The sequence below is a fragment of the Stenotrophomonas sp. 05L413 genome (assembly GCF_056397945.1).
The window spans coordinates 169,479-182,720 of sequence record NZ_JBFTOL010000003.1 but is presented as its reverse complement, the minus strand read 5'-3'; the positions used below and the strand labels follow the sequence as shown (position 1 = coordinate 182,720).

Sequence of the window (13,242 nt, the reverse complement as noted above, 5' to 3'; positions counted from 1 at the left end):
TCGCAGACCGCATCCACGCATGCACTACCCGCGACTCCCACATTCGCGCACAAAAAAGGCCACGCATTGCGTGGCCTTTCGATTCACAGCCGGCGCGGGAATCACCCCGCGACCTTGCCCCACACCTGGAACCCGGTCAGCCACAACCCGAGCATGCTGCCCAGGTTGGTCAGCATGAAGGTCAGCACCACGCGGGTCACCCGGTTGCGGTACCAGCCCTTGACGCTCTGCGCATCGTCGCGCAGCTTCAGGAAATCCTCGTAGGCCGGCTTGCGCAGGCGCGCTTCCACCAGGGCCGAGAACGCTCCGGTCGGGATGCTCAGCCGGAACGGCTTGAACGGGGCCACCACGATCGCGGTCAGGATGCTCAGCGGGTGGCTGCCGGCCAACAGGCAGCCCAGGCCGGCCAGGCCGCCGGTGTACATCGCCCAGACCGCCAGCAGTTCGCTGCCGACACCCAGGCCACCGCGATAGAAGCCCACGCCGATACCGGTCAGCACGATGGCCAGGATCGCCAGCGTGATCCACGGAATGTTGCGCTTCTTCGGCACGTCTTCCAACGACTCGCGCAGCGGGCCCGGCGCGTCGGTGTCGGTTTCCAGGTACTTGGCCAGGCCGGCCAGATGACCGGCACCGACCACGGCCAGCACTTCGCGCTGGGCCGGATCATGCACTTCGCGCAGGCGCGTGGCCATGTAGCGGTCGCGCTCGCCGATGATGGTTTCGTACAGGGCAGGGCTCTCGCTGGCGAACTCGCCGAAGCTGGCTTCGAGCATGTCGCCCTGCTTGAGCTTCTCGATCTCGTCTTCGCCGACTTCCTCGGACGCGAACAGGCCAGCGCCCAGGCCCATCACCAGCTTGATCTTGCCGAAGAAGCCCAGGCGCTGCGAGGCACGCCGGAAGGTCAGCCCGACCTCGCGGTCGATCAGATGCACGGGCAGGTTGCGCTCGTTGGCCAGGGTGACCGCGCGCTTGAGCTCGGCACCCGGCTCGATCTCGAGCTGTTCGGCCAGGCGGCGCTGGTAGGCGGCCAAGGCCAGGTTGGCCGCGAACAGGGCGACGCGGCCCTTGCGGATCACCTCGACCAGGTCGAGCTTGGCCAGCGCATCAGGGTCGGTCAGTGCCTGCAGGCGCTGCGCGTCCAGTTCGACCGCGACCGCATCGAAGCGGCCACTTTCGATCGCACGTTCCACCGCTTCCACGCTGGCCTGCGAGACGTGCGCGGTGCCCAGCAGGGTGTAGCGCACGCCATCGCGTTCGACGATGCGGACGGGCTGGCCGGCGAACAACGTGTCGCCGGCGTCAATCAGGGTATCGGTCATTGCATCATTCATTCGAAGGGGCACTGTCGGCACCATCGCCGAGCGCGCGCTGCATCTGGACGGTATCCAGCCAGCGGCCATGCTTGCGGCCGAGGCCGCGGAAAACGCCGACGGTATGGAAACCGAAACGCTCGTGCAGTTTGATGGAGGCGGTGTTGGTGGGCTCGCCGATCACGGCCACCATCTGCCGGTAACCGCGCGCGACGCAGGCATCGATCAGCCCCTGCATCAGTGCGGTGCCGACACCACGGCCCTGGAACGCCGCATCCACATAGACCGAGTTCTCCACGGTCCACTGATAGGCGATCCGGCCGCGGTAGGTATTGGCGTAGGCATAGCCGGCCACCTGGCCGTCGACCTCGGCCACGATGTATGGAAAGCCGCGGCCGACGATGTCCTGCATGCGGCGGCGCATTTCCGCCGCCTCCGGGATCTCGTACTCGTAGGTGTTGACGAAGTCGGTCACTTCCACCGCATAGATCGCGGTGATGGCCGCGATATCGGCATCGGTGGCGTCGCGCAGGTGCACGGTCACGGTGGGGTGTCCTGGTCGGTCAGTCGATGTAGCGCTTGAGCAGATCGCCGTACGCATCGATGCGGCGATCACGCAGGAACGGCCAGATGCGGCGGACGTGTTCGCTGCGCTGCAGGTCCACATCGCAGACCAGCACGGTCGGCTCGCCACCGGCTTCGGCGATGAACTCGCCCTGCGGGCCCAGCACGTGGCTGTTGCCCCAGAACTGGATGCCCGAGGCACCCATCGGCGAGGCTTCATGGCCGACGCGGTTGCAGCTCAACACCGGCACGCCGTTGGCCACGGCATGGCCGCGGTGACTGAGCACCCACGCATCGCGCTGGCGGCCCTGTTCGTCGCGCTGGTCGTCCGGGTCCCAGCCGATCGCGGTGGGGTAGAGCAGCAGCTCCGCGCCGGCCAGCGCCATCAGGCGCGCCGCTTCCGGATACCACTGGTCCCAGCACACGAGCACGCCGAGGCGACCCACCGAGGTGTCGATCGGGGTGAAGCCCAGATCGCCCGGGGTGAAGTAGAACTTCTCATAGAAGCCCGGATCATCCGGGATGTGCATCTTGCGGTACTTGCCGAGCAGGGTGCCGTCTTTCTCGAAGACGACCGCGGTGTTGTGGTACAGCCCGGCAGCGCGACGCTCGAACAGCGAGCCGACGATCACCACGCCATGCTTCTTGGCCAGCGCGCCCAGGCGCTCCGTGCTCGGGCCCGGGATCGGCTCGGCCAGATCGAATTCATCCACCGACTCGTGCTGGCAGAAGTACGCACCGTTGTGCAGTTCCTGCAGCAGGATCAGCTTGGCACCCTGCGCGGCCGCTTCRGCCACGCGCGCTTCGATGACGGCCAGATTGGCCTCGGCATCGCCGTGGTTGCGCTCCTGGATCAGGGCGACGGAAAGGGTGTGGCGTGAGCTCATCCGGAGACGGTCCTGCAAGGGGAAAAACGCAGTTTATCGCGGATGGGTGCACGCAGCGTGCTGGCTGCTAAATGGGCAGCCGCGTGGTTTGCGGGCTGCGGCGGCTGGGCTGGCGGGTGCGGAGGGGCGGGACGCGCCGTAAACCCATCCCTGGGGGCTCGTGGGCGCCATCCATGGCGCCCTGACGGTCCCGCCCCTCCACACCCGCCATCCCTTCGACAGTGCGTCGGTGGCCTGCCAAACAGCGGTAGCCCACGACCGTTGGTCGTGGCGCTTAAGCGAGCAACCCCGCCGGCAGCTGCATCGTGATGCAGTGCAGGCTGCCGTTCTGCCAGATCAGCGAACGGCACGGCACCGGCACGATCTCGCGGTCCGGATAAGCCTGGACCAACACCGCACGCGCCGCTTCGTCGGCCGCATCGCCGTAGGCCGGCATCAGCACCGCGCCGTTGAGGATCAGGTAATTCGCGTAGGAAGCCGCCAGGCGGCGGCCTTCGTCGATCACCGGCTGCGCCCACGGCAGCGGGAACAGCCGGTACGGCTGGCCGTCGGTCGTACGCAGCGCCGCCAGCTCGGCACCCATCGCCTGCAGTTCGGCGTAGTGCGAATCGCCGGCGTCATCGCAGGCCTGGTAGACGATGCTGTCGGTCGAGGCGAAGCGGGCCAGGGTATCGATGTGAGCGTCGGTGTCGTCGCCTTCCAGATAGCCATGGTCCAGCCACAGCACACGGTCCTGGGCCAGCCAGGTAGCCAGGTCGGCGCTGAGCGATTCGCGGCTGCGGTCCGGATGACGCTCGTGCAGGCACTGCCAGGTGGTCAGCAGGGTGCCGGCGCCGTCGGTCTCGATGCCGCCGCCTTCCAGCGCGAACGGAATGCTCTGCAGTTCGGCGTTTGCGAAGGTGCCGGCCGCGTGCAGCACACCCACCAGCTGGTCATCCAGGCTGGCGTCGAACTTGCCGCCCCAGCCGGTGAAGCGGAAGTCCAGCAGGCGGAAGCCGCCATCGGCACGCTTGAGCGTGATCGGGCCGGAGTCGCGCAGCCAGGTGTCATCGTACTGGGCGGTCACGAACCGCACGCGATCCGTGTCGATCCGGTTCGAACGCAGGCGCGCATCGGCGTACGCCTCCAGGTCGTCGTCGGCGACGATGATCACCACCGGCTGGAAGCGGGTGATGGCCGCGACGAGCGCGATGTAGGTGTCCTCGACGTCACCCAGGCGGTCGGCCCAGTCGGTGTCGGCGTGGGGCCAGGCGATCAGGATGGCGGACTGGGATTCCCATTCGGCCGGAAAGCGGAGCGTGTCGTTCATGATCTCAGTGCGATGGCCCGCCGGCTGGCGGGCAAAGGGAAAGGGGTCAGCGGATCGGCGGTTTCGGCCCGATCTCGTTGGCGTCGGCGCGGTTGGCGACCACGTCGATCACCTTCTGCTTTTCGAAGTAGACGGTGAACTGCGGGTAGACCCAGCGGTTGATCGTGGGCCACTGGCGCTTCTGCCCGCCGCGCGGATCCAGGCGCTCGCCCGGCTCGCCGAACTGGGCCTGGACCTGCTGCATGCTCTGGCCGCGGACGGGCAGGGCGACGGCGGGCTTTTCACGGCTGCGGTCGATCAGCAGGGTGTCGGCGTGGGCATTGGAAACGGCCAGCACGGCCAGCAACGGCAAAGTGGTCAGGTAACGCTTCATCTCGATCTACTCCCCAGTGGTCAAGAATGCGGAAGGTCCCACGGCCAACGGTCGTGAGCTACCCGGCGATTACACCAAAAATGGCAGCAAAAAGCCGCCCGGAGGCGGCTTTTTGTTCATCACCCGGTCCGGCGAGGGACCGATGGCGGCCGTGAGGCCAGCCGGCTCAGCGCTGGCGAGCCTTGAAGCGCGGGTTCGACTTGCAGATCACGAAGATCTTGCCGCGGCGACGGACGACCTTGCAGTCGCGGTGACGGGTCTTGGCCGACTTCAGGGAAGACAGGACTTTCATTGCATACCTCGGCGTAAACGTTGGATTCGGTTGGAGCGCGGCCGCGATATGCAGATGACAATCGGCAGGTGACGCCCGTTCAAGCCCGCCATTCTACCGGGCTTTTTCCCATCCTTTCAAGTGGTTGGGCCAAAAAAGTCTCAAGCCGCCCCGGGCAGGGGCTAGAATGGGCGGTCACATCTACCGGGAAACCCATGAATCAGCTTCCATCCGTGCTCACCATCGACGGTCCTTCCGGGGCCGGCAAAGGCACTGTCAGCCGCATTGTCGCACGCCGCCTGGGCTGGCATTACCTGGATTCGGGCGCCCTGTACCGGGCGGTGGGCGTGGCCGCCAGCTGGGCTGATATCGATACCTCCGACGCCTCGGCGCTGGTGCGCTGCACCTTCGACACCCACGTGCGCTTCGTGGAATCGGCCGATGGCGGGCTGCGAGTGCTGGTCAACGAGACCGATGCCACCGACGAGCTGCGCCTGGAGACCACCGGGGCGCTGGCCTCGGCCATTGCCGCCATCCCGGAGGTCCGGGCGGCGCTGAAAGAGCGCCAACGCGCATTCAGGATGGAGCCGGGCCTGGTCGCCGACGGACGGGACATGGGCACGGTCATCTTCCCGGACGCCCCATTCAAGGTGTTTTTGACCGCCAGCGCCGAGGAACGGGCCGAGCGGCGGCATAAGCAGTTGAAAGACAAGGGTGTTTCGGTTAACTTTGACGACCTCCTGCGCGAGATCATGGCCCGCGACGCCCGTGATGCACAGCGCACAGTGGCGCCCCTGAAGCCGGCAGACGATGCCGTCGTCATCGACACCAGTGGTATTGGCATCGACGCTGTCGTTGCCAAGGTATTGGATCTGCTTCCGGTTTCGGGTGCCTGATCCGTTGTAAAGGAGGGCCGTCAATCCATCGACGGTGTCGCACCATCGCAAGGCAACAGAAGCTCCGTCCCGCAATGATGCGTGGCGGTTTTCCTAATTAACACACGACCTGCGTTACCGGGGTCGACCAACAGGCGGGCAGTAAGCGGTTCCCTTCGGGGGCCAATGCCCATGTGTCCAACAGAGTAAATCTAATGACCGAATCATTTGCAGAGCTGTTCGAAGCCAGTCAGGCCAATCTGGCCAAGCTGAAGCCGGGCTCGATCGTCAGCGGTGTCGTTGTTGAAGTCCGCGGCGATGTCGTGGTGATCAACGCCGGCCTGAAGTCCGAAGGCATCGTGCCGATCGAACAGTTCCGTAACGACGCTGGCGAGATCGATGTCGCTGAAGGCGACGTCGTCAAGGTTGCCCTCGATTCCATCGAGAACGGCTTCGGTGAAACCGTTCTGTCGCGTGAGAAAGCCAAGCGCGCGATGGTGTGGGACGAGCTGGAAGAAGCGTTGGAAAAGAACGAAACCATCACCGGCCGCATCAGCGGCAAGGTCAAGGGTGGTTTCACCGTGGACATCAAGGATGTCCGCGCGTTCCTGCCCGGTTCGCTGGTGGATGTGCGCCCCGTGCGCGACCCGGCCTACCTGGAAGGCAAGGAGCTGGAATTCAAGCTCATCAAGCTGGACCGCAAGCGTAACAACGTCGTTGTGTCCCGTCGTGCAGTCGTCGAAAGCGAGCATTCGGAAGAGCGCGAGCAGCTGATGGACAAGCTGCAGGAAGGCGCGATCCTGAAGGGTGTCGTCAAGAACCTGACCGATTACGGCGCATTCGTGGACCTGGGCGGTATCGACGGCCTGCTGCACATCACCGACATGGCCTGGAAGCGCGTGCGCCATCCGTCCGAAGTCGTGAACGTCGGCGACGAGCTGGACGTGCGCGTGCTGAAGTTCGACCGCGAGCGCAACCGCGTTTCGCTGGGTCTGAAGCAGCTGGGCGAGGATCCGTGGGACAACATCGCCCGTCGTTACCCGGCCAACAGCCGCGTCTTCGGCAAGGTCTCCAACGTCACCGATTACGGCGCATTCGTCGAGATCGAGCCGGGCGTCGAAGGTCTGGTGCACGTGTCGGAAATGGATTGGACCAACAAGAACGTCAACCCGTCCAAGGTTGTGCAGGTCGGTGACGAAGTTGAAGTCATGGTCCTGGACGTCGACGAGGAGCGTCGCCGCATCTCGCTGGGCATGAAGCAGGTTGCCGCCAATCCGTGGGAAACCTTCGCTGCCATCCACAAGAAGGGCGACAAGGTGTCGGGCCAGATCAAGTCGATCACCGACTTCGGCATCTTCATCGGCCTGGACGGCGGTATCGATGGCCTGGTGCACCTGTCCGACATCAGCTGGAACACCACCGGCGAAGACGTGGTCCGCAACTACAAGAAGGGCGACAACCTGGACGCAGTGGTCCTGGCCGTCGATCCGGAGCGCGAGCGCATCAGCCTGGGCGTCAAGCAGCTGGAGCAGGATCCGTTCGGTCAGTACATGGCGGCCAACCCGAAGGGTTCCAAGGTCGAAGGCGTGGTCAAGGAAGTGGACGCCAAGGGCGCTACCATCGAACTGGCTGACGGCATCGAAGGCTACGTGGCCGCTCGCGACGTTGCGAACGAGCGCGTGGACGACGCGACCCAGTTCCTGAAGGTCGGCGACAAGGTGGAAGCCAAGTTCGTGGGCATGGATCGCAAGGGTCGTACCCTGCAGCTGTCGATCAAGGCCAAGGACGACGCGGAAATGCGCGAAGTGCTGGAGGAATACCAGTCCTCTTCGGCCTCGAGCGGCACCACCCAGCTCGGCGCGCTGCTGCGTGCACAGCTGAACGGCAACAAGTCCGAGTAATCGGTCTGTCGCTGTCGTAGTTTCCTGGGCGGCCCGGACATCAGTCCGGGCCGTTTCAGGGTCTGAGTTCCTCCCCAAGAGCCCGTAATGACCAAATCCGAGCTGATCGAAATCCTGGCGCGCCGACAGGCGCATTTGAAGTCGGACGATGTCGATCTGGCCGTGAAGTCGTTGCTGGAAATGATGGGTGGGGCGCTGGCCGGCGGGGATCGCATCGAGATCCGCGGGTTCGGCAGTTTTTCGTTGCACTACCGGCCGGCACGGCTGGGGCGCAATCCCAAGACCGGGGAATCGGTCGCGTTGCCGGGCAAGCATGTCCCGCACTTCAAGCCGGGCAAGGAACTGCGCGAGCGCGTCAGCGCCGTGGTACCGCTGGAAAGCGATCCTGCCTGAGTGTCATCCGCCAAGGGGCGGATGCGTGATTTCCACGGAGTCGGCTGGTAGAGCGGAGTGTTAGTCCGCTACTCTTGAGCCCTACGGAACTGGAGCTGCTGCATGAACATCGTACGTCTGCTGATCCTGCTGGCGGTTCTGGTCGTGGGTCTCATCATCGGCGCCCTCAACTCGCAGCCGATCATCATCAGCCTGGGCTTTACCCAGATCAATTCCACCACCGGCGTGGCGATCATCATCGCCTTGTTGTCCGGTGCGCTCATCGGCGGCGGCCTGGTGCTCGCCAGCGTGGTGATCCCGCTGTACGCCAAACTGCGCCGTGCGCAGAAAGCCGCGCCTGCCGTGGTCGTGGCACCCCCTTCTTCTTCTACATTCGACGGACGCTGAGCGCCGATGGAATTTGTCTCCGAGTGGTTCTGGTTCTTCCTGTTCCTGCCCCTGGCCGCGTTGTCGGGCTGGGTGATCGGGCGTCGCGGCGGTCAACGCCATGGCGACAACCAGGTCAGCCATCTGTCCAGCACGTACTTCCGCGGCCTGAACTATCTGCTCAACGAGCAGCCGGACAAGGCGATCGAGCTGTTCCTGCACATCGCCGAGCTGGACAAGGAAACCTTCGAGACCCAGGTCGCGCTGGGCCATCTGTTCCGCCGCCGCGGTGAGGTTGATCGTGCGATCCGCCTGCACCAGGGCCTGGTCAACCGCGCGGACCTGAGCGATCAGCAGCGTGTCCAGGCGCTGCTGGCGCTGGGCGAGGACTACATGAAGTCCGGCCTGCTTGATCGCGCCGAAACCGTGTTCACCGAGCTCGCCCAGATCGACCAGCGCGCACCGCAGGCGCTCAAGCACCTGATCGGCATCTACCAGGCCGAGCGCGACTGGGAAAAGGCGATCGACAACGCCAGCCGCTTCGAAGAGGTCACCGGCGAGCCGATGGGCAAGCTGATCGGGCAGTTCGAATGCGAGCTGGCCGAGCGTTACCGTGGCGCCGGGAAGATCGAAGAGGCCCGCGCGGCCATCGCGCGCGCCTACCAGGCCGATGCGATGTCGGTGCGTGCCGGCATCATTGAAGGGCGCCTGGAGAACGACGCCGGCAATGCCGAAGCCGCCGTGCGTGCCTTCGAACGTGCCGCCCGCAATGATCCGGAGTACCTGCCGGAAGTGCTGCAGGCGCTGATGCAGAACTACCGCAAGGTCGGCGACCTCGGTGGCGCGCGCGCGTTTCTCTCTGAGATGACCGAACATTACCGCGGCATCGCCCCGGTGCTGGCGCTGACCCAGCTGATGGAGGAGCAGGAGGGTGTGGCTCCGGCGCGCGCCTACCTCGGCCGCCAGCTCAAGGATCGTCCTTCCGTGCGTGGCGAGTCGGCCCTGATCGACCTGACCCTGGCCGAGGGCGCCGATTCCACCGCGACGCTGCACGACCTCAAGCACATCACCGACCAGTTGCTGGTGCGCAATCCGGCGTACCGCTGCACCCGCTGTGGCTTCGGCGCGCGCACGCATCACTGGCAGTGCCCGAGCTGCAAGGAATGGGGCACCGTCAAGCCGCTGCTCAACTACGCGGTGCTCTGAACCATGATGGTCGCCTGGATGGCGGGGCTGCTGGCGGTGCTGGCGGTATCGGCGGGCCTGACCTGGGGCGCACGCGCCTATGCGCTGCGCCGCAATCTATTGGATGAGCCCGGCGAGCGCCGCAGCCACGGGGTGGCGACGCCACGCGGCGGCGGCATCGCGATCGTGCTGACCCTGCTGCTGGCCTGCGCGGTCGCTGTGGTGATCTGGCCCAAGGCCGGCCTCACCCTGGCGGTATTCGCACTGGGGCTGGTGCTGGTCGCGGGGATTGGTTGGTGGGACGACCACCGGCCCCTGCCGGCGGTTCGTCGCCTGTTGGTCCATGCCATCGCCGCCGCGCTTCTGGCGGGGTTGGTCTGGCATGCCAGTGGCAACCCTTGGCAGGCGCTGCTGGCGCTGTTGTTTGCCACCTCATTGATCAACATCTGGAACTTCATGGATGGGATCAACGGCATCGCGACCACACAGGCCATCCTGGCCGGTCTCGCCTTCGCCCTGGTCCTGCCGCCGCCTTACGGGCTGGCCGGCGTGGTGTTGGGGCTGGCCTGTCTGGGCTTCCTGCCGTTCAACTACCCGAAGGCGCGCATCTTCATGGGGGACGTCGGCAGCGGGGCGCTGGGCTACGCGATCGCGGCCCTGGTCTGCTTGGTCAGCGTGCGTACCGATATCCACTGGTTGCTGTTGCTGGTGCCGCTTTCGGCCTTTCTTGTGGACGCAGGCTTCACATTGCTTTCGCGCATCCTGTCCGGACAGCGCTGGATGGAACCCCACACGCAGCATCTCTATCAGCGCGCGGTGAAAAGTGGTGCAAGCCACACTTTCGTCACCGGGATGTATCTTGTTTTTGGAATATTCAGTGCGGCAGTGTTTAATGCATGCACGAATCTGCAGCCGAGGTGGGAGGCTGCCGTGGCCATCGCGTGGTTGATCCTCGCGACCGGCCTTTGGCTGCTCCTGCGCAAGGGAATGCGCAACTAGAAGGACTACGTTGTTTATGACGCCTTGGCAGGACCGATTTACCGGCTTGGTGCCCCGTGCCGCCATCGTCGCCCACGATCTCTTCATGGTCTGGGCGTGCTGGCAGCTGCTGCATGCGGGACGCTACTCGATGCTGGCCGATGCGCCGGCGTTGCCGCTCTGGAACATCGATACCTCGCTGGTGCTGGTCATCCAGGCCGTGGTGTTCTGGCGGGTCGGCCTGTATCGCGGCCTCTGGCGCTTTGCCAGCGTCGCCGATCTGCTCAACATCTTCAAAGCCAGCTTCATCGGCCTGCTCGCCATCGTGGTGGCCTTGGCGTACAAGCGCTTCGAAGGCGTGCCGATGTCGGTGCTGGTCATCTATCCCTTCGCACTGTCGGCGCTGCTGGGCGCCCCGCGTCTGCTGTATCGCGCGTGGAAGGACTACCAGGCGCTGCAGTCGGACGTCACCGCCCGCCGTGTGCTGATCCTCGGTGCCGGCCAGGCAGCGGAAGCCCTGGTGCGTGACCTGCGCCGCTCCGGCGATTTCGAGCCGGTCGGCCTGCTTGACGATGCCCCGCATCTGCAGGGCGCCAAGCTGCAGGGCCTGCCGATCCTCGGCACGCTGGAAGACGCGCCCGCCGTGGTCCGCGAGACCGCCGCCAAGCTGCTGGTGATCGCCATCCCGTCGCTGGATGCCGTCGGCATGCAGCGGGTGGTGGCCATCTGCGAGAGCACCGGCATTCCGTTCCGCATGGTGCCCAAGCTCAACGATATTCTGTTGGGTCACTCGTTGCCGGGTGAGCTCAAGGAAGTGGCGATCGAGGATCTGCTCGGCCGCAAGCCCATCCTGCCGGATTGGGCGCTGATCCGCGGCTGGCTGGGTGGCCGCACCGTGCTGGTCACGGGCGCAGGTGGGTCGATCGGCTCTGAACTGTGCCGCCAGTGTGCCCGCCATGGGGCAGGGCGGATTGTCCTGGTCGAAATGAGTGAGCTGCTGCTGCTGACCATCGAGGCCGAGCTGCAGCGCAGCTTCCCGGATCTGGTCGTGGAGGCGGTGCTGGGTGACTGCGGGGACCCCGCAGTGATCCGCCATGCGCTGTCGCTGTCGCGGGTGGACTCGGTGTTCCACGCCGCCGCCTACAAGCAGGTGCCGGTACTGGAGCGCCAGCTGCGCGAAGCGGTGCGCAACAACATTCTGTCCACCGAAACGGTGGCCCGCGCCTGCGTCGAAGCGCGGATCGAGCATTTCGTTTTCATCTCCACCGACAAGGCGGTCGATCCGGTCAACGCGCTGGGCGCCAGCAAGCGCTACGCGGAGATGATCTGCCAGAGCCTGGACCAGAAGACCAGCCACACCCGTTTCGTGACCGTGCGCTTCGGCAACGTGCTGGCCTCGGCTGGCAGCGTGGTGCCGGTGTTCCGCGAGCAGATCCTCAAAGGCGGCCCGGTCACCGTGACCGACCCGGAAGTCACCCGCTACTTCATGACGATTCCCGAGGCCTGCCAGCTGATCCTGCAGGCGGCCGCGTCGGCCTCGCATGGGGCGATCTACACGCTGGACATGGGCGAGCCGGTGCCGATCCGGGTGCTTGCCGAGCAGATGATCCGCCTGGCCGGCAAACAGCCGTACAAGGACATCGCCATCGTCTATACGGGCCTGCGCCCGGGCGAGAAACTGCACGAGACGCTCTTCTATTCGGACGAAGATTATCGTCCTACCGCACACCCGAAGATTCTCGAAGCCGGCGTACGCACGTTCGCGCGCGAACAAGTATTGGCCAACGTGCCGAAACTGCGCGAGGCGATCGCCACCTACGACACTGATGCGATCAACAGCATTCTGTTCTCGACCATGCCGGAGTTCTCGCCGCTGCAACAGGATGATCACGTCAGCTCTGCTAAAGTTCTGGCCTTTCCCGCGCGTGAGGCCAACAGGTTCTGATGAGCAAGCGTATTCGCAAGGCGGTATTTCCTGTCGCAGGGTTGGGAACGCGATTCCTTCCGGCCACCAAGACCGTTCCGAAGGAAATGCTGCCGATCATTGATCGGCCGTTGATCCAGTACGCCGTTGATGAGGCGATCGAGGCCGGCTGTGACACCTTGATCTTCATCACCAACCGCTACAAGCATGCGGTCGCGGATTACTTCGACAAAGCCTACGAGCTGGAGCAGAAGCTCGAGCGCGCCGGCAAGAAGGAACAGCTCGAACTGGTCCGTCACGTGCTGCCCAACGGCGTTCGCGCGGTGTTCGTGACGCAGGCGGAAGCGCTGGGCCTGGGCCATGCGGTGCTGTGCGCCAAGGCGATTGTCGGTGACGAGCCGTTCGCCGTGCTGCTGCCGGACGATCTGATCTGGAACCGCGGCAACGGTGCCCTCAAGCAGATGGCCGATGCCAATGAAGCCACCGGCGCCAGCATCATCGCGGTTGAAGACGTGCCGCATGACAAGACCGGCAGCTACGGCATCGTGGCCACCGAGGCCTTCGATGGCCGCCAGGGCAAGATCAACGCGATCGTCGAAAAGCCCAAGCCCGAAGACGCCCCCAGCGACCTGGCCGTGGTCGGCCGTTACGTGCTCAGCCCGAAGATCTTCGAGCTGCTCGAAGCGACCGGGACCGGTGCAGGCGGCGAGATCCAGCTGACCGATGCGATCGCCGAGCTGCTCAAGAGTGAGCGTGTCGACGCGTTCCGCTTTGAGGGCCGCCGTTTCGACTGCGGCACCCATCTGGGCCTGGTCGAAGCCACGATCCGCTTCGCGCTCGACAACGAGAAGCTGGCCGGCCCGGCGCGCGAAGTGCTGCAGAAGATGCTGGCCGAAGGCTGAG

Annotated in this window: 14 protein-coding genes; 8 read left to right on the top strand and 6 right to left on the bottom strand. The window is 65.0% G+C overall.

Going from position 1 to position 13,242, the window contains the following annotated elements; translation table 11 throughout:
* Positions 1 to 101: 101 nt before the first annotated feature.
* The 6 genes from AC1DIQ_RS07445 to ykgO form a co-directional block, all read right to left on the bottom strand.
* Positions 102 to 1,334: a TraB/GumN family protein gene (locus AC1DIQ_RS07445; RefSeq protein WP_428999458.1), complete on the bottom strand. Its 1,233-nt coding sequence runs from the start codon at positions 1,332 to 1,334 to the stop codon at positions 102 to 104.
* On the bottom strand, positions 1,327 to 1,857 hold the full coding sequence (locus tag AC1DIQ_RS07440) for a GNAT family N-acetyltransferase (protein ID WP_121042128.1): 531 nt from the start codon (positions 1,855 to 1,857) through the stop codon (positions 1,327 to 1,329). Before AC1DIQ_RS07440 ends, AC1DIQ_RS07445 begins: the two co-directional genes overlap by 8 nt.
* A gap of 19 nt (positions 1,858 to 1,876) precedes the next feature.
* Positions 1,877 to 2,764, bottom strand: a complete 888-nt coding sequence (locus AC1DIQ_RS07435) for a carbon-nitrogen hydrolase (RefSeq protein WP_121042130.1) — start codon at positions 2,762 to 2,764, stop codon at positions 1,877 to 1,879.
* Between the two features lie 274 nt (positions 2,765 to 3,038).
* Entirely contained in the window at positions 3,039 to 4,073 is a 1,035-nt protein-coding gene (locus AC1DIQ_RS07430) for an agmatine deiminase family protein (protein ID WP_152150559.1), read from the bottom strand.
* A gap of 46 nt (positions 4,074 to 4,119) precedes the next feature.
* A complete protein-coding gene (locus AC1DIQ_RS07425; protein WP_121042134.1) occupies positions 4,120 to 4,446 on the bottom strand; it encodes a hypothetical protein in 327 nt (108 codons plus the stop codon).
* 166 nt (positions 4,447 to 4,612) lie between these two features.
* Positions 4,613 to 4,738: a type B 50S ribosomal protein L36 gene (ykgO, locus tag AC1DIQ_RS07420; RefSeq protein ID WP_057628212.1), complete on the bottom strand. Its 126-nt coding sequence runs from the start codon at positions 4,736 to 4,738 to the stop codon at positions 4,613 to 4,615.
* A gap of 194 nt (positions 4,739 to 4,932) precedes the next feature.
* On the opposite strand from ykgO, the gene cmk reads away from it, so the two are divergent.
* The 8 genes from cmk to galU all read left to right on the top strand — a co-directional run bounded on the left by cmk (position 4,933) and on the right by galU (position 13,241).
* Positions 4,933 to 5,613 carry a (d)CMP kinase gene (cmk, locus tag AC1DIQ_RS07415; RefSeq protein WP_046273768.1) on the top strand — a complete coding sequence of 227 codons (681 nt, stop codon included), beginning with the start codon at positions 4,933 to 4,935 and terminating at the stop codon, positions 5,611 to 5,613.
* A gap of 194 nt (positions 5,614 to 5,807) precedes the next feature.
* Complete coding sequence (gene rpsA / locus AC1DIQ_RS07410; RefSeq protein ID WP_121042136.1) at positions 5,808 to 7,493, top strand: 30S ribosomal protein S1; 1,686 nt, start codon at positions 5,808 to 5,810, stop codon at positions 7,491 to 7,493.
* An 87-nt stretch (positions 7,494 to 7,580) separates the two neighbouring features.
* Positions 7,581 to 7,886 (top strand): integration host factor subunit beta, encoded by a 306-nt coding sequence (locus AC1DIQ_RS07405; RefSeq protein ID WP_019183098.1) that lies wholly within the window; start codon positions 7,581 to 7,583, stop codon positions 7,884 to 7,886.
* A gap of 102 nt (positions 7,887 to 7,988) precedes the next feature.
* Positions 7,989 to 8,273, top strand: a complete 285-nt coding sequence (locus tag AC1DIQ_RS07400; protein ID WP_121042138.1) for a LapA family protein — start codon at positions 7,989 to 7,991, stop codon at positions 8,271 to 8,273.
* A 6-nt stretch (positions 8,274 to 8,279) separates the two neighbouring features.
* Positions 8,280 to 9,458, top strand: a complete 1,179-nt coding sequence (gene lapB / locus AC1DIQ_RS07395) for a lipopolysaccharide assembly protein LapB (RefSeq protein ID WP_121042140.1) — start codon at positions 8,280 to 8,282, stop codon at positions 9,456 to 9,458.
* 3 nt (positions 9,459 to 9,461) lie between these two features.
* Positions 9,462 to 10,436 carry an MraY family glycosyltransferase gene (locus AC1DIQ_RS07390; protein WP_282264199.1) on the top strand — a complete coding sequence of 325 codons (975 nt, stop codon included), beginning with the start codon at positions 9,462 to 9,464 and terminating at the stop codon, positions 10,434 to 10,436.
* Between the two features lie 16 nt (positions 10,437 to 10,452).
* Positions 10,453 to 12,360 (top strand): polysaccharide biosynthesis protein, encoded by a 1,908-nt coding sequence (locus AC1DIQ_RS07385; RefSeq protein ID WP_183073785.1) that lies wholly within the window; start codon positions 10,453 to 10,455, stop codon positions 12,358 to 12,360.
* Entirely contained in the window at positions 12,360 to 13,241 is an 882-nt protein-coding gene (gene galU / locus AC1DIQ_RS07380; protein WP_121042144.1) for a UTP--glucose-1-phosphate uridylyltransferase GalU, read from the top strand. The genes AC1DIQ_RS07385 and galU overlap by 1 nt, the downstream gene beginning before the upstream one ends.
* Position 13,242 lies beyond the last annotated feature (1 nt).